Raw genomic sequence first — 24,911 nt, forward strand, 5'->3', positions numbered from 1 at the left:
GGGGGAGGAGGGGAGGGGGGAGGCGAGAGGCTACTCCAGGCCGCGGCGCTTCAGCAGGGGTTCGAGTGTGGCATCGCGGCCGCGGATGCTGCGGAACGAATCGAGCGGGTCGCGGCTGTTGCCCCGGCCCAGCAGTTCCCGGCGGAACCGTTCCCCGTTGGCACGGGTCATACCGCCGCTTTCGGTGAACCAGTCCACCGTCTCCGCGTCCAGGACCTCGCTCCAGATGTAGGAGTAGTAACCGGCCGCGTAGCCGGCACCCGCGAAGATGTGCTGGAAGTAGCCGGTCCGGTACCGCGGCGGAATCAGCGGGTGCGCGATCCCTGCGGCGGCGAGTGACTTGTCCTCGAAGGCCAGGGCGCCGTCCGGGACGGCGGCCTGCTCCAGCACATGCCAGGCGAGGTCCAGCAAGGCAGCACCCAGGTACTCGGTGGTGCCGAACCCTTCGCCCCACAGCCGCGAAGCGTTCAGCTTGTCCACCACGGACTGCGGCAGCGGCTCGCCGGTGGCGTGGTGGCGGGCGTAGTTGGCCAGGACCTCGGGCCACATGATCCACATCTCGTTGACCTGGGACGGGTACTCCACAAAGTCCCGGGGAACCGAAGTCCCCGAGAACCGCGGGAAGGTAACGTCCGAGAACAGCCCGTGCAGGGCATGGCCGAACTCGTGGAACGTGGTGCGCACCTCGTCGAGCGTCAGCAGGGTGGGTTCCCCGGCCGGCGGCTTGGAGATGTTCAGGGTATTGATGACCACGGGTTTGGTGCCCAGCAGCTCCGACTGATCCACCAGCGAGTTCATCCAGGCCCCGCCGCGCTTGGACTCACGGGTGTAATAGTCGCCCAGGAAAAGGCCCAGTTCGCTGCCGTCCTCGTTCCGGACCTCCCACACCCGCACGTCCGGGTGGTAGCCGGACAGGTCGCCGCGTTCGTGGAACGTGATGCCGTACAGGGAGGTGGCGGCGAAGAAGACGCCGTCCGTCAGGACCCGGTCCAGCTCGAAGTAGGGCCGCAGGGCCTGCTCGTCCACCTCGTAGCGGTCTTTGCGGACCTTCGCCGAGTAGAACGCCCAGTCCCAGGCCTCCAGCGGATGCCCTGCCTGTTCCGCCAGTGCGGCAGCCTCCGCGTCCGCGTTGCGCACAGCGGCGGGGGCCATCCGGTTCAGCATGGCCTGCACGGCTTCGAAGTCCGGTGCGGTCTGCCGGTCCACCACCAGCTCTGCGTAATTCTCGAAACCCAGGAGGTTTGCCTTTTCCGCACGGAGCGCTGCGGTGGCCCGGGCAATGTCCAGCACGTCCAGGGCGCCGCCGCTGCTGCCGCGGGCCACGGACGCTTCGAACAGCCGACGGCGGACGTCCCGGTTTTGGAGCGCGGCGAGGGCCGGCTGGTTGCCCGGCTGGATCAGGGTCAGCAGGTACTTTCCCTTGTGCCCTGCCGTGTTGGCTGCCTCCGCGGCGGCGGCAACGTCGTCTGCCGGCAGTCCGGCGAGGTCGCCGGCGTCGTCCACCAGCAGTGCCGCGGCCTTCATGCCGGCCTTGACCCGCTGCCCGAATTCCGTGCCCAGGGCGGCGAGTTCTGCATTGATCTCCTTCAACCGCTTCTGGCCGGCCGCGTCGAGTGCGATGCCTGACTGCCGGAACTCCTTCAGGTACTCGGCCACCAACCGGACCGCCTCGGGGCCGCAGTCCGCCGTGCTGATGGCGGCAAACCGTTCGTAGAGGTCCCGGTTCAGGTAAACCTCATCCTGGTGCGCGGAGAACCGCGGGGACAGCTCGGTTTCGAGGGCGCGGATCTCTTCTGATGCATCCGCGGATACCAGGGTGAAAAACGCCGACGCCGCGCGGTGGAGCAGCCTGCCGGACCTTTCCATGGCCAATGCGGTGTTTTCGAACGTGGCCGGCGCCGGGTCCACCACGATGGCCTGGATTTCAGCGAGCTGGCCGGCCAAGCCGGCCCCGATGGCCTCCGCATAGTCCGAGGGCCCAAGCTGGGCGAACGGAGGAAGCTCATAGGGCAGGGGACTGGGGTGGAGGAGGGGGTTCGTCATGAGGTAAACCTTTCACAGCCCGGGCACGCTTCTCAACGCGGCCAAATGCCTGCGGCGGGTCCTGGCCGTCCCTAGAATGGCGTTATGGGGATCACATCAGGCATAACTTCCCGGCGCTGGCTGGCAGCAGCCTCGGCCGGAGCGCTGCTGACGGCGCTGGCCGGCTGCGGCCTGGTGGCCGAGCAGAACCGGGCGACGGCGGACCCGCAAACCAACGCGGCCACGTCCAAGGCCACACCCACAGCCACCGTTCCGGCGCCGGTCCCCACCCCGGGCCAGGGACCCGACTGCCCCGTCCTGCGCTGCACCACCGTCCTGGTGACGGGGGACATGCTGGTCCACACCCAGCTGTGGCAGCAGGCGCAGCAGGACGCAGCCGCCGCGGGCAAGCCCGGCCTGGACTTCGTGCCGCTGCTGGAAGGCCAGCGCCGCTACATCGACAGCAGTGACCTGGCCATCTGCCATCAGGAAACGCCGGTAGCAGGACCTGATGGGCCTTTCTCCGCGTACCCGTCGTTCAACGTTCCACCCCAAATCATCACTGCCGCGAAAAATGTCGGCTACCAGGCCTGCACCACCGCCAGCAACCACACCATCGACCGCGGTACGGACGGCCTGCTCCGGACCCTTGACCAGCTGGACGCCGCGGGGCTGAAGCACACCGGCTCCTACCGGACCGCAACTGAATCCCAGGGCATCCTCATCATGCAGACGCCGGCCGCCAAGGTGGCCATCATCCAGGCCAGCTACGGGCTGAACGGCCAGATCGCCGAATACCCGTGGCAGGTGGACATGCTGGACGCCTCGGCCATGATTGCGAAGGCCGTCAAGGCCCGGGCCCTGGGCGCGGACATCGTCCTGGGCGTGATGCACGCCGGCGACGAATATGCCAGCGTCCCGAACGGCCAGCAACAGGACGTAGCCCACGCCCTGGTGGACAGCGGACAGTTCAGCATGGTCTACGGCCACCACACCCACTCGGTGTTGCCCATCGAAAATTACAAGGGCACCTGGATTGTGTACGGCCTGGGCAACGGGGTCACCGAGCTATCGCCCTGGTATGTGGTCAACAACGAGGGCCTGCTGGTCCGGGCCCAGTTCGGCCAGGACGCTGCAGGCAAATGGGCGCCCACGGACCTGGCCTGGGCGCCGTCGGTCATTGTCCGGGACCCTTACCGGTGGTGTTCCGTGGCGTCGGACGCCCCGCAGGGCACCTGCGCCGGCCCGGAAGAGGACGCCGCCACCAGGGCGCGCACCACCGAAGTGGTGGAGTCCATGGGCGCAGCCGCCGCGGGCGCCCATGAGCTGCTGGTGACCCGGCAGCCCTGAGGGATTCCTAGCGGGGCCGCCGGGCGGCGTGTTCGCGGGCCAGTACCGCGTAGGAGTCGTCCGGGGTGCCCGGTTCGAAGCTGCCGAACTTCCGTTCCGCCGCCGTCCTGATCAGGAAATCGGCGATGGCAGGGTTCTTGGGCAGCAGCGAGCCGTGCAGGTAGCTCGCCACGATGTTGCGGTAGCGGGCGCCCTCATGGCCGTCGGCGCTGTTGTTCCCGGTGCCCTTCGCCGCCGTGCCCAGCGGACGGACGCCGTTGCCCAGGGTGGTTTGGCCGCTGTGGTTCTCGTAGCCCAGCACCTCGCCGAATTCGGTAGTGGCCACCTTGACGTTGCCGATCAGCCGCTCATCGGTGCCCAGCGTCTCCACATCCAGGATGCCGATACCCGGGATGACAGTGCCGGTCCGGGTCTTGAAGGACTTGCCAAAAAGCTGGTACAGCCCGCAGATGACCAGCATGGGGGCGCCGTCCTCGGCCAGGTCCGTCAATTCGACGGCCCGGGCCTGCAGGTCGTCCTGGATCACCAGCTGGCCGCTGTCCTGCCCGCCGCCGCCAACAATGATGTCCACGTTGGCCGGGAACTCATCGCCCACGTTGTATTCGAGCAGCTCGGGCGTGTAGCCGTGCCAGCCGATGCGCTGCTGCAGCACCAGGGCGTTGCCCCAGTCGCCGTAGATGTTCATGTCCCGCGGATACAGCTGGAGGACCCGGAGGGTGCCCTTGTCCTGGTGTCCGGTGCTCATGAGACAACCTCCACGGTGGTGATCTTGGACAGCTCGCGGCGGATGGCCAGCATTGCCGTATAGGTGCAGAAAATGCGTTTCGGCTTGCCGGCAGCTTCCCGGATAAATGCCGCCAGGGCGGGTGCGATCTCGGGCTGGACGGCGCCGATCCGGACGTCGTCGTACTGCAGCCGGAGGGCCATGTCATAGGCCCTGGACCCGGTGAGCTGGTCCACCCCGCCGGGCTGCAGCGAGTCGAACCCGACGTCCCACAGCCAGGACATGTCCCGGCCGTCCGCGTAGTTGTCGTTGATGGCGATCATGGTGGCGTACCCCTCTGCGGGGAACGACTTCAGGCCAAGCCGGAAACCGCTGGGGTTTTTCACCAGGACCAGGTCCAGGGGCTGGCCGTCCACGGTGAGGCTTTCGCCGCGCCCGAACGCGGGTTCCACTTTGCCCAGCGCAACGAGCAGGGCGTCGTGGTCCGCGGTGGCGGCGCCCCCGCCGCAGATGCTGCGGGCCAGCGTCAGCGCGGCGGCAGCGTTGAAGATGTTGTACACACCGCGCAGCTTCATCCCGGTGGTGACGGTGCCGCCGTCGTACTCAAAGGCAGCGGAGTCCGCACCCACTGTGCTGAGCACGACGTCGGCAGCCGGCTTCTGCGGCAGGGCCGCCGGGGCGGGGCTGCCGGGAGCGGTGCGCATGTCGTCGTCGTTGGGGAACGTACTGAGCAGGGAATCGTCGAGGCCGAAGTAGCGGACGTCCTGCCCCGTCAGGGTCTCCGCGATCCGCGCCACGCGCGGGTCCTCGCGGTTCAGCACCACGGTGCCGGTGGTTTTGTCCGCAATGTGCTGGAGCAGCTGGGCAGTTTTATCGATTTCGCCGAACCGGTCAAGCTGGTCCCGCAGGACGTTCAGCAGCAGGCTGTACCGCGGCGGAACACTGTTAACGAAGTGCACGGCGTGGGCTTCATCCAGTTCCAGGACCGCCACATCCGCCTTGAGCCGGCCGCGCCAATCCACGGCACCCAACAGTGCAGCGGCCACGCCGCGGGTGAAGTTGCTGCCCGTCCGGTTGGTGAACACGGTCAGGCCCTGGCTTTCGAGCAGTTCCACCACCATTTTGGTGGTGGTGGTTTTGCCGTTTGTGCCGCTGACCACCGCCACGCCATGGGGGAGGGTGGTCAGCGTGCGCCGCATAAAGCCAGGATCGATTTTCTCGACCACCAGGCCGGGAAGGGCGGAGCCGCCGCCCCGGAGCCGGGACACCCGGCGGACGAGCTTGCCGAGCGGAACACTGATGTAGAACATGGTTCGAATATATCCCAGCAGCGGCATGGAACCGCCGCAGGCTTCCCCTGTCCGCGGGCCCCGCAACCGCCGCACCGTATGCTGGATGGATGACAAATTCCCTACCTGTTGCTCCCGCGCGCCCGGGTTCCGGCCTGCGGATCGGGGTGCTCGCCCTGCAGGGCGACTTCCGGGAACATCTCCGCGCCGCCGAGGCGACAGGCGCCCATGGCGTCAGCGTGCGCCGGCCCGCGGAGCTGGACGGACTGGACGGCCTGATCATTCCCGGCGGCGAGTCCACCGCGATCGACAAGCTGGCCCGCGCCTTTGAGCTGGCTGATCCGTTGCGCGAACGCATCGCCGGCGGCCTGCCCGTCTACGGCTCCTGCGCCGGCATGATCCTCCTGGCCCAGGACATCGCCGATCCCGCCACCGACCTGGCCGGTGCGCCCCAGCAGACCTTCGGCGGCCTGGACATCACCGTCCGGCGCAACGCCTTTGGCCGGCAGCGTGAGTCCTTCGAAACGGACCTTGAGTTCAAGGGGCTGGACTTCAGCGCCACGGAAACCGGCGTCGCCCCGGTGCACGCAGTATTCATCCGCGGCCCCTGGGTTGAGCGGGTTGGTCCCGGCGTGGAGGTCCTGGCCCAGGTGGAACCGGCCGACGCCGGCCACGCGTCCCACGCCGCCGCATTGCCGGGGGCCGCTAGAATTGTTGCAGTGCGTTCCGGCCAGCTGCTGGCCACCTCCTTCCACCCGGAAGTGACGGGCGAAAAGCGCATCCACGAACTTTTTATCCGCATGATCAGAGGAGAAGCGTAAAGCATGTCAGGCCACTCCAAATGGGCAACCACCAAGCACAAAAAAGCCATCCTTGACAGCCGACGCGCCAAATCCTTCGCCAAGCTGATCAAGAACATCGAAGTTGCTGCCCGCATGGGCGGCCCGGACCTCTCCGGCAACCCGGGCCTGGAACTGGCTGTCACCAAGGCCAAAAAGACCTCGGTCCCCGCGGACAACATCGACCGCGCCATCAAGCGCGGCGCCGGCCTCACCGGCGAAGTGGTGGACTACACCGAGATCATGTACGAGGCCCGCGGCCCGCAGGGCTCAGCCCTCCTGATCGAGTGCCTCACGGACAACAAAAACCGTGCCGCATCCGAGGTCCGGCTCGCGATCTCCCGCAACGGGGGCACCATCGCCGACCCCGGCTCCGTCAGCTACCTCTTTACCCGCAAAGGCGTGGTGAACCTGCCCAAGAACGGTCTCACCGAGGATGACGTGCTGATGGCCGTCCTCGATGCCGGCGCCGAGGAAGTCAAGGACAACGGCGAGACGTTCGAGATCCACTCCGAGCCCACCGACCTCCAGGCCATCCGCGACGCGCTCAAGGAAGCCGGCATCGAGTACGACACCGATGAGGCCGAGTTTGTCCCGTCCATGCAGGTGGAACTCGACGTCGACGGCGCCCGGAAGTTCCTGAAGCTCGCGGACGCGCTGGAGGAACTCGACGACGTCCAGAACGTCTACAGCAACGCTGACCTGAGCAGCGAAGTGCAGGCCGCACTGGAATCCGAGTGACCTGCCGGCACCCCGCCGCGGAGGCCCGGACTTGACCCTCAGGGTACTGGGGGTTGATCCGGGCCTCACCCGTTGCGGGATCGGCGTGGTGGATGTTGAACGCAACCGCCGCGCCACGATGGTGGGTGTGGGCGTGGTGGGCACCTCGCCGGAGCAGTCCCTGGACCAGCGGCTGCTGGTGATCGCCCTGGCCATCGATGACTGGCTGGACCGCTACGAACCGCACGTGGTCGCAGTGGAACGGGTCTTCTCCCAGCTGAACGTCAGTACCGTGATGGGCGTGGCCCAGGCCTCAGGCGTGGTGATTGCTGCGGCGGCGCGGCGCGGCATCCCGGTGGCCATGCACACGCCGTCCGAGGTCAAGGCCGCGGTGACCGGGAGCGGCACGTCCAATAAGGATGCGGTGACCAAGCTGGTGACCAAGATCCTGCGGCTGGACGCTCCTCCCCGCCCGGCGGACGCCGCCGACGCGTTGGCCCTCGCCATCACGCATGCGTGGCGGGCCGGCAGCGGGGCGGCTGTGGCCACCACGGGTCCCGGCAGCTCATCGCTTACGGCGGCCCAACGGGCGTGGGCCGAGGCGGAAGCAAAAGCGCGGCGCGGGCGATGATTGCCCCGGCCGCTTGCTAGGGTATTCGTAGATATGTTCGGATAGCCGGCGTTGACCACAACGGCCGGCAGTACACCAGGAGTACGGCCTTGATCAGTTTTCTTCGCGGAACAGTAGCCCACGTAGGCCTGTCCACGGCCGTCATCGACCTCAACGGCGCCGGCATGAGCGTCAACGCCACACCGCAGACCCTCAGCCGACTGCACGTCGGTGAGGAAGGCAAGCTGTTCACGTCACTGATAGTGCGTGAGGATTCACTGACGCTTTTCGGGTTCGCCTCGGATGACGAGCGGGAAGTTTTCGACATCCTGCTGAGCGTCAGCGGTGTGGGTCCCCGGCTGGCGCTGGCAGTCCTGGCGGTCCACGAGCCGGAGGCCATCCGGGTGGCTGCGCACAGTGGCGACAGCAAAACCTTCACCAAGGTGCCGGGTATCGGCCCCAAGGTTGGCGCCCGGATTGTCCTGGAACTGGCCGGAAAGCTGGTGCCGCACGGAACGGCCGGCGCCGCAGGGGTGCCCACGGCCGCCGAAGCTGCCTGGAAGCCGCAGGTGGTGGCCGCCATGACCAGCCTGGGCTGGTCCGAGAAGGACGCCTCCGCCAGCATCGACAAGGCCCTCGCCGACGATCCCGAAGTCTCGTTCCGGGGCAACGTCGCGGAAATCCTGCGCACCACGCTCCGCTGGCTGGGCCAGGACGGCGCGCGGGCCGGCAACCGCATAGGCAGCCGTGGCTGAACCGTCACTGGTGGCAGCGGGGGAGGAGCCCGAGGAGCGGGCCATTGAAGCCGCCCTCCGGCCCAAGAACCTGGACGACTTCGTTGGCCAGCACCGGGTACGCAAACAGCTCTCCCTGGTGCTGCAGGCGTCCAGGATGCGCGGCCGCAGCGCAGATCACGTCCTGTTCTCGGGTCCGCCCGGGTTGGGCAAAACCACCCTGGCCATGATCGTGGCCGCCGAAATGAACGCCCCGCTGCGCATCAGCAGCGGCCCGGCCATCCAGCACGCCGGTGACCTCGCGGCCATCCTGTCTTCCCTCTCCGAGGGCGAGGTCCTGTTCCTCGACGAAATCCACCGGATGTCTCGGCCGGCCGAGGAAATGCTGTACATGGCCATGGAGGATTTCCGGGTGGACATTGTGGTGGGCAAGGGGGCCGGTGCCACTGCCATTCCGCTGGAACTGCCGCCGTTCACCCTGGTGGGTGCAACGACCCGCGCGGGCCTGCTCCCCGGGCCCCTGCGGGACCGGTTCGGGTTCACGGGCCATCTGGAGTTCTACTCGGTTTCCGAACTGGAACTCGTTTTGCGCCGCTCGGCGGGGCTGCTGGACCTCAAGGTCAACTCTGCAGGGTTCAGCGAAATCGCCGGCCGGTCCCGGGGAACCCCACGTATCGCCAACAGGCTGCTGCGCCGGGTACGCGACTGGGCCCTGGTCCACGGCATCGAACAAATCGACGCCAGGGCAGCCTCCGCGGCCCTGGACATGTACGAAGTGGATAAAAAGGGCCTTGACCGGCTTGACCGTGCCGTGCTTGAGGCGCTTATCACCAAATTCGGCGGCGGGCCTGTGGGCCTGTCCACGCTGGCCATCGCCGTGGGCGAGGAAACGGAAACCGTGGAAACGGTGGCCGAGCCATTCCTGGTCCGGGAGGGGCTGCTGGGCCGCACCCCCCGGGGCAGGATCGCGATGGCTCCGGCCTGGACCCACTTGGGGTACGCCGTTCCCGCCGGAGCCTTCGGCCAGGAGCAGCTGGACCTGTTTGAACCTGCCGTTGAACCTGTCTGGCCGTCGTCCGGCTGGGATCCGGAGAGCCAATAGCAGGCTCCGTTCAGCTTTTCCCCCTAGACTGGTATGACGCCCGGCACGTTCGGGTCTTTGTTCCTGCGGCCACTGTGATTCCGGCTGCCCCGGGCTGTTGGGAAATCCGTCAGGGTTTCCGTGCGCACGGCCGGCGGAGGGAACAAGCCGACGGTGCCGGAAAACCGGCTAGGTAAGTAAAGAACGGATTTTTCCCTTGGATTTAATGTCAATTCTCCTCTTCGTCATGCTTGGCGTTTTCATCTTCATGATGTTCCGCCGCAACAAGAAGACGCAGCAGCAGCAGGCGCAACTCCAATCGCAGTTCGCTCCCGGCGTTGAAGTGATGACCAGCTTCGGCCTCTTCGGCCGCATCGTCGAGATCGACGACGCCGAGAACAAGGTCACCCTGGAACTCTCCCCGGGCAACCTGGCCACCGTCCACCGCCAGGCCGTCACCAAGGTCGTTGAGCCCACGGCAGTGCCGGAAGACGAAGCCCCGGCCGTACCGGATGATGCCTCCTCACTCACCGGCCAGGAGGCCGGAACCACCGCGGCACCGCTGGAGACCCCGGACGAGACGATGAAGCGCCTCAACGACGAAGGCAAAAAGGACAGCTAGTTCCGCTGCCGCCCCACTCACCTCTACCGCTGCGGACAACCGCCGGTGCAGACATGCACCGGCGGTTCCTCCGTGAATAAGAGAAAGATCGACAATGGCACGAACTGGCCCTAAGAAATCAGGCCTCAGGGTCCTGGTCTGGCTCGGCGTTATCCTCGCCGTCCTGACTGCGGTCCTGGCCGGCGGGACCCTCGCCGGGCAGGCAAGCTGGGCGCCGAAACTGGCACTGGACCTTGAAGGCGGCACCCAGATGATCCTGGCGCCCAAGGTGGAGGGCGGTTCGGACATTAACGAAGAGCAGCTCAACCAGGCCGTCTCGATCATCCGGCAGCGCGTCGACGGCTCCGGCGTCTCCGAAGCTGAAATCAGCACGCAGTCCGGGCGCAACGTAGTGGTGAGCCTCCCCGGCGTGCCGTCCAAGGAAACCCGCGACCTGATCCAGGCCTCCGCAGACATGAACTTCCGCCCCGTGCTGCTCAACGGTGCCGGCGCGGTGGTTCCCGAAGAGTCCCGGGCGCCCGAGGACCAGCTGCCGAAGCCCACGGCGGAGCCGGCCAACAGCAGCGACGTCAACTGGATCACTCCCGAGATCTACCGCGAGTTCGAGGCGCTGGACTGCGACAACCCGGCACAGGAGGAGCTGGAACGCTCCGATCCGGCCAAGCCGCTGGTCACCTGCGAGCCCGCCACCGAGACCGCACCTGCCATCAAGTACATCCTGGGTCCGGTGGAGGTCAAGGGCAGCAGCATTGTCACGTCCTCCTTCCAGCTCCAGCAGGGTGCGCAGGGCGCGGTCACCAATGACTGGGCAGTGAACATCCAGTTCGACGACGAGGGTACTGCCAAGTTCAAAGAGGTCACCGAACGCCTGAACCAGTTCTACGTGGCGGCCGGCGGCGAGTCGGGCAGCGACCCCAAGGCCCAGTTCGCCATTGTCCTGGACGACCAGGTTATCTCCGCCCCCCGGTCCCTGGCAGTCATCACCGACGGCCGGCCGCAGATCACCGGCGGCTTCACCGAAGCGTCCGCCAAGGCTCTCTCCGACCAGCTGAAGTTCGGTGCGCTTCCCATCAGCTTCGAGATCCAGAGTGACCAGCAGATTTCCGCCACCCTGGGTGGTGAACAGCTGCGCATGGGCCTCCTGGCCGGCATCATCGGGCTCCTGCTGGTGGTGGTCTACTCGCTGTTCCAGTACCGCGCGCTGGGGTTGGTCACCATCGCCTCCCTGGTGGTGGCAGGCGCTTTGACCTATCTTGCCATCGCCATCCTCGGCTGGACTGAGAACTACCGGCTGTCGCTGGCCGGCGTGGCAGGCATCATCGTTGCCATCGGCCAGACAGCGGACTCGTTCATCGTCTACTTCGAACGCATCCGCGATGAACTGCGCGAAGGCCGCGGCCTGGTATCCGCCGTCGAAAACGGCTGGAAGCGTGCCAAGCGCACGGTCCTGGCCTCCAAGGCCGTCAACCTCCTCGCCGCCCTGGTCCTGTACTTCGTAGCGGTGGGCAACGTCCGCGGCTTCGCGTTCACCCTGGGCCTGACGGCCCTGGCGGACCTCCTTGTGGTGTTTATGTTCACCCACCCGACCCTGCAGCTGCTGGCGCGCACCAAGTTCTTCGGCGAGGGCCACCGGTTCTCCGGCCTTGACCCCAAGAAGCTCGGAGCCGTGCCGCTGTACCGTGGTGCCGGCCGCGTGCGTACCCCTGAGGACAAACCGGGCGTGGTCCGGACGAAGAACACCGGTGCGGCCGCAGAGGCAGAACGCCGGATGACCATCGCCGAACGCCGCCTGGCCGAAAAGCAGGAGCAGCTTGCGGGCTCGTCGAAGAACGCAGCGAAGGAGAACAAGTAATGCCAAGCTTCGCCAATTTCGGTAACGAGCTTTACACCGGCAAGCGGTCCTACAACTTCGTGGGCGCCAAAAAGATCTGGTTCATCATCGCGGCCGTGGGGGTGGCCCTGTCCATCATCATTCCGGTGGCCAAGGGCGGGTTCAACCTGGGCATCGAGTTCCGGGGCGGCTCTGAATTCACGGTCTCCAACGTCCAGAGCACGGACGCCGCCCTGGGCGAGCAGGTTGTCACGGACGTCGTTGCGGGCAGTGTTCCGCGCGTCGCCAACGTGGCCGGAACCACCATGCGGATCCAAACGGACAAACTCACCGATGACGAGACCCTCCGGATCAAGGAAGGCCTCGCCACGGCCTACGGGGTCACCGTCGACGAGGTGACGTCCACGTTCGTGGGCCCCACCTGGGGTGCTGACGTGACAAAGCAGGCGCTGATCGGCCTGGTGGTCTTTGTGCTGCTGGCTGCGGTGCTGATGGCGTTGTACTTCCGGACCTGGAAAATGTCGCTGTCCGCGATAGCCGGCATGGTGGTGACCATGTTCATCACGGCCGGGGTCTATGCCCTCAGCGACTTTGAGGTCACACCGTCCGCCATCATCGGCTTCCTGACCGTGCTCAGCTACTCGCTGTACGACACGGTGGTGGTGTTCGACAAGATCCGGGAAAACACCTCCGAGCTGGACGCCTCCACCCGGCGTACCTTCGCCGAGGAGGTCAACCTGGCGGTCAACCAGACCCTGGTCCGGTCCATCAACACGATGATGGTTGCGATCCTGCCCGTGGGCGCCATCCTGTTCATCGGTGCCGGCCTGCTGGGGGCGGGCACCTTGCGTGACCTGTCGCTGGCACTGTTCGTTGGCATCCTGATCGGCACGGCTGCCACCATTTTTGTGGCAGCCCCCATGTACGCACTGCTGCGCCAGAAGGAACCCGACCTGCTCAAACAGGAGAAGCGGGTGGAGCAGCGGCGCGCCGCGTCGGCCGGGAACACGCCGGCTGCAGAGGCTGCCACAGCCTAAGGCCGGCACCGCACGTCCACGGATGGGCCGTACAGCGTATTCATTGCGCCGTGCGGCCCATCCGTTATTTGGGGCCGGTTAGAGAACTCGACGCGCTGAGGAATAGACTGAGGTAATTAAACGGTGGTGAGGGGTACTTCATTGGAAGAACGTTCGGCGTCGGCTACTGCGGCTCAGGGTAAAGTCCCTGCCGACGTGCAGGCAGGGACTGCGCCTGCGGCGCGCCCGGGTTCCCTGGTACCGGTTGACAACTCCGGCTCGCGACCCACCTTTCCGGGCCGCCGGGAACGGACCCGGTCCCGGCTGGCACGGCTGACCGGCCGCGGCGCGGCGAGTTACTCGCCCATCCTGGAACCCCTGCTGCGGACTGTCCGCGCCAACAACCCCAAAGAGGACTTCGACCTCATCCAACGCGCCTTCGACGTTGCTGAACAAAGCCACCGCGGGCAAAAGCGCAAGAGCGGCGATCCCTACATCACCCACCCCGTTGCGGTGGCCACCATCCTCGCCGAACTGGGCCTCAGCGGCACCACCCTGGCCGCGGCGCTCCTGCACGACACCGTGGAGGACACCCCATACACACTGGCGGACCTGAAACGCGACTTCGGTCCGGAAGTGGCCATGCTGGTGGACGGCGTCACCAAGCTGGACAAGGTCAGCTTCGGCGAGGCGGCCCAGTCCGAGACCGTCCGCAAAATGGTTGTGGCCATGGCCAAGGACATCCGCGTGCTGATGATCAAGTTGGCCGACCGCCTGCACAACGCCCGCACGTGGCGTTTTGTCTCCGCTGAGTCCTCGGCCCGCAAGGCGCGCGAAACCCTCGAAATCTTCGCCCCGCTGGCCCACCGGCTGGGTATGAACACCATCAAGTGGGAGCTCGAGGATCTGTCGTTCGCCGCCCTGTATCCCAAGGTGTACGAAGAGATTGTCCGGATGGTGGGGGACCGCACCCCCGAACGGGAAAAGAGCCTCGGGGTGATCCGGGACCAGATCACGGATGACCTCCGCACGGCACGGATCAAGGCGACCATCACCGGCCGGCCCAAGCACTACTACTCCATCTACCAGAAGATGATTGTCCGCGACAAGGACTTTGACGATATCAACGACCTGATGGGCGTCCGTGTCCTGGTGGACTCCGTCCGGGACTGCTACGCGGCCCTGGGCACCATGCATTCGCGCTGGAACCCCTTGCCGGGCAGGTTCAAGGATTACATCGCGATGCCCAAGTTCAACATGTACCAGTCGCTGCACACCACGGTGATTGGTCCCGGCGGCAAACCCGTGGAAATCCAGATCAGGACCCACGAAATGCACCGCCGGGCTGAATACGGCGTGGCGGCGCACTGGAAGTACAAGGACCAGCCCAACAGGACCGCGGTGGGGCCGGGGAGCCCGCGCGACGGTGACATGGGGTGGCTGCGTTCCCTGGTGGACTGGCAGCAGGAGACCTCCGATCCCGGCGAGTTCCTCGATTCGCTGCGGTTTGAAATCAACGCCCGCGAAGTGTTTGTCTTCACGCCCAAGGGTGAGGTGATGGCCCTTCCGGCCGGGTCCACCCCCGTGGACTTCGCATACTCGGTGCACACAGAGGTGGGGCACCGGACCATCGGCGCCCGCGTCAACGGCAAACTGGTGCCGCTCAACAGCGAACTGAACCATGGCGACTGGGTGGAGATCTTCACCTCGAAAGCCGAAGGCGCCGGCCCCAGCCAGGACTGGCAGCACTTCGTCAAGAGCGCCCGGGCCCGGAACAAGATCCGGCAGTGGTTCAGCAAGGAACGCCGCGAAGAAGCCATCGACAGGGGCAAGGAACTGCTGACCCGTGCCATGCGGAAGCAGAACCTGCCGTTGCAGCGCCTGATGACCCACGAGGCACTTGCCGCGGTGGCCGAAGAGTTCAAGTACGTGGACATTTCCGGCCTCTACGCCGGGGTGGGCGACGGTCATACGTCCGCGCAGTCCGTGATGGAAAAGCTCGTGGAGAGCCTGGGCGGCAACGAGAACGCCGACGACGACATCACCGAAGTCAGCATTCCGACCCAGGTGACCAAGGCACGTTTCTCGGACTCGGGCGTGGTGGTCCGCGGCGTAGGCGACGTGTGGGTCAAGCTCGCCCGGTGCTGCACGCCGGTCCCGCCCGACCCCATTCTGGGCTTCGTCACCCGGGGCTCTGGCGTTTCCGTGCACCGTACCGACTGCACCAACATATCGGACCTGAAAGACCAGCCGGACCGGATTGTCGACGTGGACTGGGCACCCACCCAATCCAGCGTTTTCCTTGTGGAAATCCAGGTGGAAGCCCTGGACCGGAAATCCCTGCTGTCCGACGTCACCCGGATCCTGTCCGAGAACCACGTCAACATCCTGGCTGCAAGTGTGCACACCTCCACCGACCGCGTGGCCATCTCAAAGTTCGCCTTCGAGATGGGGGACCCCAAGTACCTCAGCCACGTCCTGAGCGCCGTCCGCAGGATCGACGGGGTCTTCGACGTGTACCGCACCACCGGGAACAAGCGTCGGAGCTAACCTGGCCAGTTTGGCCAGGGCAGCGCGTTTGTGGGGCACCCGCGGTGACGCCTCGATGGCCAGCACCAGCAACCTGAGCCTGACGTCATTCTGCGGCCTGGCAAGGAGGTTCGCCAGTGCAGGGACGGCGCGGCCCTCCTCCACGTGGAGGGCCACGTCCACGGCTGTCCGCAGCGGGCTGGAGACCATCAGGCCGCCCAGGCTGACCACATCGAAAGGCCCGAGCCTCACCTCGTGCAGGGTGCAGCCCCTGGTGTTGCGCAGGCTGGAGACGCGGCGCTTGGCGTCCACCAGCAGCGCCAGCCGGTCCGGTTCAGCCGCGCAGCCGTAAATCCAGGCAGCGGTCATGCGGCCTGCCACCACCCTGCGGCGGACCTGTAAGGGGACAGCACCCGCTGCCGCCCGGGCCCGCAGCTGGCTCGATACCTGGACTTCCGGCAGGACATAGCCGTGCTGGTGGATTCTTGCCAGCAGCCCGTCAGCTGCCAGCGCCTGGAGTTCCGGCCACGCAAAGGGCAACCCTGGGACATACAAGTCGGGAAACTGGTGCCCGGGACTGCCGGGCGGGGCTGGAGGGGATGCCATCCGTCAATCCTGCCCCGGGAGCGTTAACTGACACAGGCCCGGTCCCGGTCATGTGGATAACCGGGCCCGGACCTGTGGTCTGTTGGTGGCGCAGCGGTCAGCGCCGCAGATCCGCCACCAAGGTTCAGCTCAGTTCGCTGGCCGAGCGCTGGATCTGGTCAAGCCAGGCCTGGCGCGCCTCGAGGGCCTCCTGGGCTGCCTTGATTTTGCGCTGGTCGCCGGTCTTCTCGGCCTTGGCCAGGTCATCCTGCAGGCCCGCGATGGCGGATTCCAGCTGGGACAGGGCGCTGTTGGTGCGGGCCTTACGCTCCGGGTTGGAGCGCTGCCACTGCTCTTCCTCGGCGTGGCGCACTGCGTCCTCAACCTTGCGGAGACCGGCTTCGATGCGTCCCATATCGGCACGGGGCACCTTGCCGGCTTCTTCCCAGCGGTCCCGGACGGACTGCAGGGCCTTCTTCGCGGCGCCGAGGTCCTTGATCGGGAGGATGGCAGTGGCTTCGCTGAGCAGGGCTTCCTTGGCGGTGAGGTTGACCGAGTACTCCTGGTCGATCTCATCGTTGGCAGCCTGGCGTGAGGTGAAGAAGACGTCCTGGGCGGCACGGAACCGGGCCCACAGCGCGTCGTCGTCCTTGCGGCTGGCGCGCGGGGAAGCTTTCCACTGGTCCATCAGGCGGCGGTACTCGCCGGCTGCGTAACCCCAGTCGGTTGAGCCCGACAGTTCCTCGGCTTCGGCGATCAGCTTTTCCTTAGCGGACTTTGCCGCGGAGTTGTTGCTGTCCAGCTGCGAGAAGTAGGCCCGACGGTGCCTGTCGAACACCGTGCGGGCGGCACGGAACCGCTTCCACAGCTGGTCCTCATTGCTGCGGCCCAGGCGGACGCCGCTCTTCTGCGCGGTCTTCCAGCTTTCGAAGAGGTCGTTCATCCGGGCGGAGGAGGTCTTCCACTGCGTCTGCGCGGGGTCCTGGCCGGAAATCTGTTCGGCCTCGGCCACTATGGCTTCCCGGGCGGCGAGCTCGGCGGTGCGGACGGCGTCGTGCTCCGCCTTTTCTGTCTTCTCCAGCTCGGTGATCTGGCCCGCGAGGCTGTCCAGGCGGGCCTCTGCTGAGCGGAGGTCGCCCACCATGTTGCGCTCGGCAAGCTGCTCGCGCAAGTGCGTCACGGTCTTCTGCATGTCGGTGCTGGGGGCCTTGGAAGCCACCCGCTGCTCCAGCAGGACAACCTGGGCAAGGACATCGTCGAATTTGCGCGCGAAGTAGGCCAGGGCCTCGTCGTTGCTGACATCCGGGTACTGGCCCACGGGGTGTTCGCCGCCGTCGATGGTCAGGAATACGTGGCCGTCACCCTCAACGCGGCCCCACTTTGCGGCCTCGGCCAGTGAGGTTGCGGAAGGAGCCTGGACCGACGCGGCAGCCGGTGCGGCAGCAGCGGGCTTGGGCCGGGACGCAAAAGCGGCGGGTGACGGGGCAGCAGGCCGCGCGGCCGGTGCCGCGGGCGCTTCCGCTGGAGGGGTCACCTCGGCGGGTGCGCCAGCCGCCGGAGCCTCCTCTGCGGGAGCGGCAGCCGCCGGGGTCTCCTCAGCAGGAGCCTCCTGAGCCGGAGCCTCCTCAGAAGGGGCGTCCGCAACGGGAGCCTCCTCAGCCGGAGCCGCAGTTGTGGTGGTTGCATCAGCGCCTGGGGCCTCGGCCACCGGGGCCACCTCGGTCAGGTCTGTTGCTGTTTCGTCGGATTTCTGACTGTCTGTCACCGCTAAAAGTCTTTCGCTTGGAGGAAAATACTCACGTACTGCGCCCGGGCCGGAGGCCAGGGCGCCTACTTCAGAGAGAACGAGTCTATCGTGACTGGTTCCCGTGGCGAGCCGTCCGTGTCGCTGGTGACCGGCGTGATGCCTGCGGCCGCAAGATTGGCCACCGTTTCAAGGCCGGACGTCACCTTGCCCACCACCGTGTAGCCACCCGCAGTGTCCGCGGGAATTGCCGTGTCCTTGTACACAATGAAGAACTGCCGGCCGTTGCCGTAAGCGTTGTTCGCGCTCCTGGCCACGGCAATGCTGCCCGCCGGATAGACGTTGTCCGTGGGCGTGTTTTCCAGCGGCCCCCACGTGAACGCGGCGTCGGCGTTCCCGGTGCCGTCCGTTGAACCGCACTGCAGGAGCCCGAACGATTCGCCGGTGGTCAGGCGGTGGCAGCCTTTTCCGTTGTAGTAGCCCTCGGTGCTCAGCGCCGACAGGACGGCTGCGGCCTGCGGCGCCTTGGTGCCGTCAATCTCAACGCCCAGCGGGCTGCCGTTAAGCACCAGGTCCCCCGTGAAGGTCTTCCCGGCGGCGGTGTCCGGAGCAGGGATATCGGGTCCGTTGGCGGTCTGGGCGGGGCTGGGGGTGGGTTCCGCGGACGCCGACGGGTTCGTCAGGCCGGCCTGCGCGGCCGCGTATTCGTCCTCGGTAGGGTTCCCGGAAAACGCGGTGAGCTGGAGGACGACGGCGAGGACCACGGCGGTGGCGCCGGCACCGGCGGCCACAAGGTTGTCGCGCTTGCGGCGGCCCTCCTGCACACGCCGGAGCTCACGTTTGGCTTCCATCTGCTGGATGCGCCGTTTGGTTTCGCGGGCGTTGCGGGAACTGGCCGCCAAGGGTCCTCCTCGTGAGTCGGGCTGCCGCACCGGAGCCTTCCGGCCCGTGATGCAGGGATGTGGCGGCCGGGCCGCACCGCCCGCCGCATTAGAGATGCACAAGGATGGCGCATAAACTGACTGCCGCACACAGTTTATGCATGACTGGCTGGACAGCCGCCCCTAGCCGCCCGTTTCGGGCCGCATGGCGTGCCCGGCAGCCGTACACGATGAGGAGATCTTCCACCATGGCACGCAACGCCTCCCTGTCCGGATTCCCCGAGTGGCTTCCCGAGGAGCGGCTGGTGGAGCTGCATGTCCTGGACACGCTGCGCCGCGTTTTCGAACTGCACGGCTTCTCCTCGATCGAGACCCGGGCCGTGGAAACGGTGGGCCAGCTGCTGCGCAAGGGCGAAATCGACAAGGAAGTCTACGGACTGAGCCGGCTCCAGGACGACGAAGGCGACGCAAAAGGCAAAGCCGACCCACAGGCGCTGGCGCTGCACTTCGACCTCACCGTGCCTTTTGCCCGCTACGTGGTTGAGAACGCCGGCCACCTGGCTTTCCCGTTCCGGCGCTACCAGATCCAGAAGGTGTGGCGCGGCGAACGGCCCCAGGAAGGCCGTGCCCGCGAGTTCACCCAGGCGGACATCGACGTGGTGGGCGACGGCGGGCTGCCGTTCCGCTACGACGTGGAGATTGCCCTGGTCATCGCCGAAGCCCTCAGCGCCCTGCCCATCCCGGACTTCCGGCTCCGGATCAACAACCGCAAGCTGGCGGAGGGCTTCTACCGGGGGATCGGCCTTGACGATACCGCTGGAGTCCTGCGGAGCATCGACAAGCTGGAGAAAATCGGCGCCGACAAAGTGGCCGGCCTCCTCCAGTCCGAACTGGGCGCCACGGAGGAGCAGGCGCGGAAGGCGCTGCAGCTGGCCGGGATCCGCACCGAGGACACGTCCTTCGTGGCGCAGGTCAAGGCGCTGGGGGTCAGCAATGAGCTGCTGGATGAAGGCCTGAGCGAGCTGGAACAGGTCATCGAGGCGGCCGTCCAGCGCGCCCCCGGCAAGGTGGTGGCGGACCTGAGCATCGCCCGCGGCCTGGACTACTACACGGGCACCGTGGTGGAAACCGTCCTGGTGGGCCATGAACAGCTGGGCTCCATCTGCTCCGGCGGCCGGTACGACGCCCTGGCGTCCAAGGGCAACCGCAAGTTCCCCGGTGTGGGACTGTCCATCGGGGTCACCCGCCTCGTGTCCCGGATCCTCAGCCAGGACCTGGCCAAGGCCTCCCGTTCGGTCCCCACGGCCGTCCTGGTGGCACTCTCCCACGATGACAGCTGGGGCGCGGCGCAGGACGTTGCTGCCCAGCTGCGCAGCCGGGGGATCGCCACCGAAGTGGCGGCCAAAGCGGACAAGTTCGGCAAGCAGATCAAGTTCGCGGACCGCCGCGGCATCCCGTTCGTCTGGTTCACGGACGACGACGGCGCGCACCAGGTCAAGGACATCCGCACCGGCGAGCAGGTGCCGGCGGAGCCCGGAACGTGGGCGCCGCCCGCTGCCGACCTTTCCGTCCAGGTGAGCACCACGGCTTGATCCGCCGGCTTAAAGACACTCCACGGACTCAGCGGCGGCGCCGCAGGACCAGCCACCGGCCCGCCGCGCCCGCCGCCAGGACTGCCACCATGGCCAGCACCGGTGCCGGCGGGAGGGTCAGTGCCAGCCCGACGCAGGCCACTACGCCCACGGCATTAAGCCACCGCGGGGCGTACCTGGGATGCGCGGGAAGGGTGAACGCAGCGGCGTTGGCGACGGCGTAGTACACCAGCACCCCGAAACTGGAGAAGCCCACCACCGTCATCACGTCGCTGGTGAGCAGGAGCAGGATCACGACGGCGGCTACGCTGAGTTCGGCGGCCACCGGTACCGTCCGTTTGCCGCTTACCTTCGCCAGGAAGCGCGGCAGGTCGCCCGCACGGGCCATCGCCAGGCCCGTGCGGCCCACACCCGTGATGAGCGCCAGCAGCGCGCCCAGGCACGCGGCAGCAGCGCCTGCCTGCACGATCGGTGCGCCTCCGGCCAGGCCGGAGGCAAGCACGGCGTCCAGCAGGGGAGTGCGGGACGCTGCGAGCCGCCCGGCCGAAAGATGGTTCAGGAGCAGTCCTGCCAGCAGCAGGTAGATGGCAAAGGCCCCGGCCAGGGCGGCCAGGATGGCGCGGGGGATGGTCCGGGCCGGATTTTTGACCTCCTCGCCCAAAGTGGCAATCCGGGCGTAACCGGCAAACGCAAAAAACATCAACCCCGCCGCTGGCAGCACACCCGCAGCCCCGCCGGCGATGTCCGGCGAAGCGGCAGCTGCCGGATGCGGACCGGCCACGGCGGCAACGGCCACAAATGCGAGGACCGCAAGAACCACACCGAGGAGGATGCGCGTCAGCAGCGCCGTGCGGGTGATGCCAAGGAGGTTCACGCCGGTGAGTGCCACCACCGCTGCCACGGCAACGGGGATGGCGTAGCCGCCGCCAACGTAGCTGCCGAACGTCAGGGCCATCGCCGCGCACGACGCCGTTTTTCCCGTCACAAAGCCCCAGCCGGCCAGGAACCCGGCCCACTCGCCCAGCTGCTTCCGACCGTAAACGTAGGTGCCGCCGCTGGTGGGATACCGGGCGGCCAAGGCAGCCGAAGCCACCGCATTGCAGTACGCCACGGCGCCGGCAATGGCCACCGCGGCGGGCAGCAGCGTTCCAGCCAGGGCGGCGGCCGGGCCAAACACCACAAACACGCCGGCGCCCAGCATCGAGCCGAGTCCGATCGCGGTGGCATCGGCGGTGGTGAGCCGCCGCTCAAGCTGCCGGTGTGCGTCCATGGGGTACGGGTGTCCTTCCAGCGGGTAAACTCGATCGGGATTGCTCCCGCAGCGATCCTATTGACTTCCCACTGTTTTCCCGCAGAAAGGCGTGCTGTGCTGCGCACACATGACCTCGGATCCCTTCGTTCCGAGCACATTGGACAAACCGTAACCCTGGCCGGCTGGGTGGGCCGCCGTCGTGACCACGGTGGTGTGGCCTTCGTGGATCTCCGCGATGCATCCGGCGTGGCCCAGGTTGTGGTCCGCGAAGAAGAAGTGTTCCACGGGCTGCGCAACGAGTACGTCCTGCAGGTCACCGGCACCGTCTCCAAGCGTCCCGACGGCAACGAAAACCCCGCGCTGGCCACCGGCGCCGTCGAGGTCATCGCCGAGGACGTCACCATCCTCAACACCTCTGACCCGTTGCCGTTCCAGATCGATGAGCACGTCGAAGTGGGCGAGGAAGCGCGGCTGAAGCACCGCTACCTGGACCTGCGCCGCCCCGGCCCCGCCCGCAACCTGCGGCTCCGCTCCGAAGCCAACCGGGTGGCGCGCGACCTGCTCCACCAGGACGGCTTCGTTGAGATCGAGACGCCCACGCTGACGCGTTCGACGCCGGAAGGCGCCCGCGACTTTGTGGTTCCGGCACGCCTGGCGCCGGGTTCCTGGTACGCCCTGCCGCAGTCGCCGCAGCTTTTCAAACAGCTGCTGCAGGTGGGCGGCTTCGAGAAGTACTACCAGATCGCCCGCTGCTACCGCGATGAGGACTTCCGCGCGGACCGCCAGCCGGAATTCACCCAGCTGGACATCGAAGCCAGCTTCGTGGAGCAGGACGACATCATCGCCCTGGGCGAAGGCATCGTCAGCGCGCTGTGGAAGCTGATCGACGTGGAGATCCCCACGCCCATCCAGCGCATCACGTACCACGACGCCATGGCGCGGTTCGGATCGGACAAGCCGGACCTGCGTTTTGGTGTGGAGCTTACGGAACTTACCGATTTCTTCAAGGACACCAACTTCGGCGTCTTTAAGGCACCCTACGTGGGTGCCGTGGTGATGCCGGGCGGCGCCTCGCAGCCACGCCGTACCCTGGACGGCTGGCAGGAATTCGCCAAGCAGCGCGGCCACAAGGGCCTGGCGTACGTCCTTTTCAAGGAGGACGGCGAACTGGCCGGCCCCGTTGCCAAGAACCTCACGGACACCGAGCGCGAAGGCCTGGCCGGCGCCGTGGGCGCACAGCCCGGCGACTGCATCTTCTTCGCCGCTGGTGAGAAGTCAGCGGCCCGCGCCCTCCTGGGCGCTGCCCGCGTGGAGATCGGCCACCGCACCGGCCTGATCAACCCGGCCGACTGGGCCTTCTGCTGGGTGGTGGACGCGCCGATGTTTGAACCTGCCGCCGCCGCCGTCGCCTCCGGTGACGTGGCAGTGGGCGCCGGCAAGTGGACCGCCGTGCACCACGCGTTCACCTCGCCGAAGCCCGAGTTCCTGGCCACCTTCGACACCGACCCCGAGCCGGCACTGGCCTACGCCTACGACATCGTCTGCAACGGCAACGAAATCGGCGGCGGCTCCATCCGTATCCACCAGAGCGACGTCCAGGAACGTGTCTTCGAGGTCATGGGACTCTCGAAAGAGGACGCCCAGGAGAAGTTCGGCTTCCTGCTGGAGGGCTTTAAGTACGGCGCCCCGCCGCACGGCGGCATCGCCTTCGGCTGGGACCGCGTTGTGGCACTGCTCTCCGGTGTGGAGTCCATCCGCGACGTCATCGCCTTCCCCAAGACGGGCAACGGCTACGACCCGCTGACCGCCGCGCCGGCGCCCATCACGGCCCAGCAGCGCAAGGAAGCCGGCGTGGACTTCAAGCCCGAAGCCAAACCGGCCGGTGCCGCCAAGGCCACCGCAGCCAACTAGGCCCGCAACCCGGCGCACGGCGCTGCAGGAGGCTCCCCGCGCCAGCCGGGAGCCTCCTGCCGTTAACGAAGGAATGCCAGTGACCACACCAGCCGCCGGAACCACGCCGGACCCCCTCGCCGGGCTGGAGGGCGCCATGGACGCCGCCTGGCCCGCGCCGGACCGGGAAAACGTTGGCAGCTGGGTCCTGCGGGCCGCCGACGGCGTCACGCAGCGGGCCAACTCCATCTGGCCCCGGCCGGAACCGGCCGGCAGCGACCCGGCCGTGCTCCTGCGGCAGGCCCGGGCCTGGTACCGCAGCCGGCGGTTGCCCGTCATCTTCCAGCTGATGGCAGGCCCGGCCGGCACGGCGCTCCATCAGTTCCTGGATACCGAGGGTTTCACCCGGCAGTCCGAAACCCTTGTTATGGCCCGGGGGCCCTGGCAAGCGGCCGCAGGCCCAGACCCCGACGTCGAAACCGCCGCTGAACCGTCCGCGGAGTGGCTCCGGCTGTGGTGGCAGGTGGACGGCCGCGGCGGTGACGCCGCCATGGCGACAGCCCGCACCATCCTGACGGGCTGCCCCGCCCTGTACGCCCTGGTGCGCGATCCCGGCGGCCAGCCTGCCGCCGTCGGCCGCCTTGCCCTGCCTGCGCAGCACCCCGGTTGGGGCGGGATCTACAGCATGGCCACCCACCCGGACGCCCGCCGCCGCGGGTACGCCAGCCAGGTCCTGGAGGCCCTGCTGGATGCCGGCGCTGCCCGCGGGCTGGCCAACTACTGGTTGCTGGTGACGGCGGCCAACACCGGTGCGCAACAGCTCTACGCGGCAGCCGGGTTTGTCGAAACGGGGCGCTACGAGTACCGGCAGGAACGGCCGCAGCGGGCCCGGACCGGCTGCTGACCGGCTTCACGGAGACGGCCTACGCGGGTTCCGTCACCTGGATCCGGACGGAGCAGGCATCGGCCGCGGCTTTTTTCAGGACGGCGGCACGCGGTTCCGGCACATCCAGGTACGCCAACCTCGGCAAGGTGGCGTAGGGCCGGAGCGAGGGGTGGGCCAGGACCAGCTCCGCAAGGCTCCGGTCGCCGCCGGGAACCAGGTATTCAAAGCCGGCCGCGGCAAAGATGGGTTCCGCCTGGGCCGCCACGGCGTCCACCAGGGCATCCGCCTGGTTGGCGCGCCGCCGGGCGAAACGTTGCTGGGACTGGCCACCGGCGGCCGTCCGTGACTGGACGTACCGGGTGCCTGCCTTGGACGCCAGCAGCCGGCCCTCGGTGGCGACACCGGCCGCGTACCCGCCGCGGCGCACCAGCAGCAGCCCCAACCGCCGCGGCTGGGCCGCCAGCGACGCGAGCCGTTCCAGCCCGTCGGAACCGCGGCCGGGCCTGCCGTCCGCGGGCCATGGCGCCTGCAGCAGCGCTCCGGTGCCGTCCCCGGCGCGAAGCCGCAGCCCGTCGTCGTCATCATGGAGCCGGTAGCCGCCATGTGACGCGCCAAACCGTTCGGCCCAGCCCTGGAGCCGGTGGCCGGGGACAAAAGCGGTCCGGACGGACGGCTGGCCGGTGGCGGGGGACGGCATGGGGGAATCCTTTGGCG

At 67.3% G+C, this 24,911-nt stretch carries 21 protein-coding genes; 13 read left to right on the top strand and 8 right to left on the bottom strand.

What is annotated here, in order from left to right; translation table 11 throughout:
• Positions 1–30: 30 nt before the first annotated feature.
• On the bottom strand, positions 31–2,043 hold the full coding sequence (locus ASF72_RS08965) for a M3 family metallopeptidase (RefSeq protein ID WP_056598147.1): 2,013 nt from the start codon (positions 2,041–2,043) through the stop codon (positions 31–33).
• An 84-nt stretch (positions 2,044–2,127) separates the two neighbouring features.
• Between ASF72_RS08965 and ASF72_RS08970 the strand changes: the two genes are divergently transcribed.
• On the top strand, positions 2,128–3,372 hold the full coding sequence (locus ASF72_RS08970; protein WP_056598149.1) for a CapA family protein: 1,245 nt from the start codon (positions 2,128–2,130) through the stop codon (positions 3,370–3,372).
• 7 nt (positions 3,373–3,379) lie between these two features.
• On the opposite strand, the gene ASF72_RS08975 is transcribed toward ASF72_RS08970, so the two are convergent.
• Both ASF72_RS08975 and ASF72_RS08980 read right to left on the bottom strand, forming a co-directional pair.
• Complete coding sequence (locus tag ASF72_RS08975; RefSeq protein WP_050684631.1) at positions 3,380–4,117, bottom strand: type 1 glutamine amidotransferase; 738 nt, start codon at positions 4,115–4,117, stop codon at positions 3,380–3,382.
• A complete protein-coding gene (locus ASF72_RS08980) occupies positions 4,114–5,406 on the bottom strand; it encodes a Mur ligase family protein (protein WP_200933637.1) in 1,293 nt (430 codons plus the stop codon). Before ASF72_RS08980 ends, ASF72_RS08975 begins: the two co-directional genes overlap by 4 nt.
• 89 nt (positions 5,407–5,495) lie before the next feature.
• On the opposite strand from ASF72_RS08980, the gene pdxT reads away from it, so the two are divergent.
• From pdxT to ASF72_RS09025, 9 genes are all read left to right on the top strand, one after another.
• A complete protein-coding gene (gene pdxT / locus ASF72_RS08985) occupies positions 5,496–6,206 on the top strand; it encodes a pyridoxal 5'-phosphate synthase glutaminase subunit PdxT (protein WP_056598154.1) in 711 nt (236 codons plus the stop codon).
• 3 nt (positions 6,207–6,209) lie between these two features.
• Positions 6,210–6,965: a YebC/PmpR family DNA-binding transcriptional regulator gene (locus ASF72_RS08990; protein WP_050684634.1), complete on the top strand. Its 756-nt coding sequence runs from the start codon at positions 6,210–6,212 to the stop codon at positions 6,963–6,965.
• Positions 6,966–6,996: 31 nt separating this feature from the next.
• The gene (gene ruvC, locus ASF72_RS08995; RefSeq protein WP_050684635.1) at positions 6,997–7,575 is read left to right on the top strand and encodes a crossover junction endodeoxyribonuclease RuvC; all 579 of its coding nucleotides are present in this window, start codon (positions 6,997–6,999) and stop codon (positions 7,573–7,575) included.
• Positions 7,576–7,664: 89 nt separating this feature from the next.
• Positions 7,665–8,309 carry a Holliday junction branch migration protein RuvA gene (ruvA, locus tag ASF72_RS09000; RefSeq protein WP_050684636.1) on the top strand — a complete coding sequence of 215 codons (645 nt, stop codon included), beginning with the start codon at positions 7,665–7,667 and terminating at the stop codon, positions 8,307–8,309.
• Positions 8,302–9,390 (top strand): Holliday junction branch migration DNA helicase RuvB, encoded by a 1,089-nt coding sequence (gene ruvB / locus ASF72_RS09005; protein WP_050684637.1) that lies wholly within the window; start codon positions 8,302–8,304, stop codon positions 9,388–9,390. Before ruvA ends, ruvB begins: the two co-directional genes overlap by 8 nt.
• A 205-nt stretch (positions 9,391–9,595) precedes the next feature.
• Entirely contained in the window at positions 9,596–9,991 is a 396-nt protein-coding gene (gene yajC, locus ASF72_RS09010) for a preprotein translocase subunit YajC (protein ID WP_050684638.1), read from the top strand.
• Positions 9,992–10,085: 94 nt separating this feature from the next.
• Positions 10,086–11,843: a protein translocase subunit SecD gene (gene secD / locus ASF72_RS09015; RefSeq protein ID WP_056598155.1), complete on the top strand. Its 1,758-nt coding sequence runs from the start codon at positions 10,086–10,088 to the stop codon at positions 11,841–11,843.
• Positions 11,843–12,859 (top strand): protein translocase subunit SecF, encoded by a 1,017-nt coding sequence (gene secF, locus ASF72_RS09020; protein WP_056598156.1) that lies wholly within the window; start codon positions 11,843–11,845, stop codon positions 12,857–12,859. The genes secD and secF overlap by 1 nt, the downstream gene beginning before the upstream one ends.
• A gap of 141 nt (positions 12,860–13,000) precedes the next feature.
• Positions 13,001–15,388, top strand: coding sequence for a RelA/SpoT family protein (locus tag ASF72_RS09025; protein ID WP_050684641.1), 2,388 nt, complete (start codon positions 13,001–13,003; stop codon positions 15,386–15,388).
• Here the strand turns inward: ASF72_RS09025 and ASF72_RS20030 are convergent.
• The 3 genes from ASF72_RS20030 to ASF72_RS09040 form a co-directional block, all read right to left on the bottom strand.
• A complete protein-coding gene (locus tag ASF72_RS20030; protein WP_157370949.1) occupies positions 15,269–15,973 on the bottom strand; it encodes a type IV toxin-antitoxin system AbiEi family antitoxin in 705 nt (234 codons plus the stop codon). The genes ASF72_RS09025 and ASF72_RS20030 overlap by 120 nt on opposite strands.
• A 124-nt stretch (positions 15,974–16,097) precedes the next feature.
• A complete protein-coding gene (locus ASF72_RS09035; protein ID WP_056598158.1) occupies positions 16,098–17,717 on the bottom strand; it encodes a DUF349 domain-containing protein in 1,620 nt (539 codons plus the stop codon).
• 65 nt (positions 17,718–17,782) lie between these two features.
• Positions 17,783–18,598: a peptidylprolyl isomerase gene (locus ASF72_RS09040; RefSeq protein WP_050684644.1), complete on the bottom strand. Its 816-nt coding sequence runs from the start codon at positions 18,596–18,598 to the stop codon at positions 17,783–17,785.
• A 227-nt stretch (positions 18,599–18,825) separates the two neighbouring features.
• Between ASF72_RS09040 and hisS the strand changes: the two genes are divergently transcribed.
• Positions 18,826–20,169 (top strand): histidine--tRNA ligase, encoded by a 1,344-nt coding sequence (gene hisS, locus ASF72_RS09045; RefSeq protein ID WP_056598160.1) that lies wholly within the window; start codon positions 18,826–18,828, stop codon positions 20,167–20,169.
• A 28-nt stretch (positions 20,170–20,197) separates the two neighbouring features.
• Here the strand turns inward: hisS and ASF72_RS09050 are convergent, their stop codons facing one another.
• Complete coding sequence (locus ASF72_RS09050; protein ID WP_056598165.1) at positions 20,198–21,439, bottom strand: APC family permease; 1,242 nt, start codon at positions 21,437–21,439, stop codon at positions 20,198–20,200.
• A 96-nt stretch (positions 21,440–21,535) separates the two neighbouring features.
• Between ASF72_RS09050 and aspS the strand changes: the two genes are divergently transcribed.
• Together aspS and ASF72_RS09060 are read left to right on the top strand one after the other, a co-directional pair.
• Positions 21,536–23,332: an aspartate--tRNA ligase gene (gene aspS, locus ASF72_RS09055; protein ID WP_056598167.1), complete on the top strand. Its 1,797-nt coding sequence runs from the start codon at positions 21,536–21,538 to the stop codon at positions 23,330–23,332.
• Positions 23,333–23,405: 73 nt separating this feature from the next.
• Positions 23,406–24,215, top strand: coding sequence for a GNAT family N-acetyltransferase (locus ASF72_RS09060; protein WP_056598168.1), 810 nt, complete (start codon positions 23,406–23,408; stop codon positions 24,213–24,215).
• Positions 24,216–24,234: 19 nt separating this feature from the next.
• Here ASF72_RS09060 and ASF72_RS09065 read toward each other — a convergent pair whose 3' ends face one another.
• Positions 24,235–24,894, bottom strand: coding sequence for an acVLRF1 family peptidyl-tRNA hydrolase (locus tag ASF72_RS09065; protein ID WP_056598171.1), 660 nt, complete (start codon positions 24,892–24,894; stop codon positions 24,235–24,237).
• Positions 24,895–24,911: the final 17 nt, after the last annotated feature.

Source organism: Arthrobacter sp. Leaf141, assembly GCF_001424565.1.
In the GTDB taxonomy this organism is placed as follows: Bacteria; Actinomycetota; Actinomycetes; order Actinomycetales; family Micrococcaceae; genus Arthrobacter.

What these genes read in the sequence shown, in the direction of transcription:
- pdxT (WP_056598154.1), top strand. Translation starts at nt 5,496, where the DNA reads ATGACAAATTCCCTACCTGTTGCTCCCGCGCGCCCGGGTTCCGGCCTG.
- secD (WP_056598155.1), top strand. Translation starts at nt 10,086, where the DNA reads ATGGCACGAACTGGCCCTAAGAAATCAGGCCTCAGGGTCCTGGTCTGG.
- hisS (WP_056598160.1), top strand. Translation starts at nt 18,826, where the DNA reads ATGGCACGCAACGCCTCCCTGTCCGGATTCCCCGAGTGGCTTCCCGAG.
- ASF72_RS09065 (WP_056598171.1), bottom strand. Translation starts at nt 24,894, where the DNA reads ATGCCGTCCCCCGCCACCGGCCAGCCGTCCGTCCGGACCGCTTTTGTC.
- ASF72_RS08965 (WP_056598147.1), bottom strand. Translation starts at nt 2,043, where the DNA reads ATGACGAACCCCCTCCTCCACCCCAGTCCCCTGCCCTATGAGCTTCCT.
- ASF72_RS20030 (WP_157370949.1), bottom strand. Translation starts at nt 15,973, where the DNA reads ATGGCATCCCCTCCAGCCCCGCCCGGCAGTCCCGGGCACCAGTTTCCC.
- secF (WP_056598156.1), top strand. Translation starts at nt 11,843, where the DNA reads ATGCCAAGCTTCGCCAATTTCGGTAACGAGCTTTACACCGGCAAGCGG.
- ASF72_RS08970 (WP_056598149.1), top strand. Translation starts at nt 2,128, where the DNA reads ATGGGGATCACATCAGGCATAACTTCCCGGCGCTGGCTGGCAGCAGCC.
- ASF72_RS09060 (WP_056598168.1), top strand. Translation starts at nt 23,406, where the DNA reads ATGCCAGTGACCACACCAGCCGCCGGAACCACGCCGGACCCCCTCGCC.
- ASF72_RS08990 (WP_050684634.1), top strand. Translation starts at nt 6,210, where the DNA reads ATGTCAGGCCACTCCAAATGGGCAACCACCAAGCACAAAAAAGCCATC.
- yajC (WP_050684638.1), top strand. Translation starts at nt 9,596, where the DNA reads ATGTCAATTCTCCTCTTCGTCATGCTTGGCGTTTTCATCTTCATGATG.
- ASF72_RS08980 (WP_200933637.1), bottom strand. Translation starts at nt 5,406, where the DNA reads ATGTTCTACATCAGTGTTCCGCTCGGCAAGCTCGTCCGCCGGGTGTCC.
- ASF72_RS08975 (WP_050684631.1), bottom strand. Translation starts at nt 4,117, where the DNA reads ATGAGCACCGGACACCAGGACAAGGGCACCCTCCGGGTCCTCCAGCTG.
- ASF72_RS09050 (WP_056598165.1), bottom strand. Translation starts at nt 21,439, where the DNA reads ATGGACGCACACCGGCAGCTTGAGCGGCGGCTCACCACCGCCGATGCC.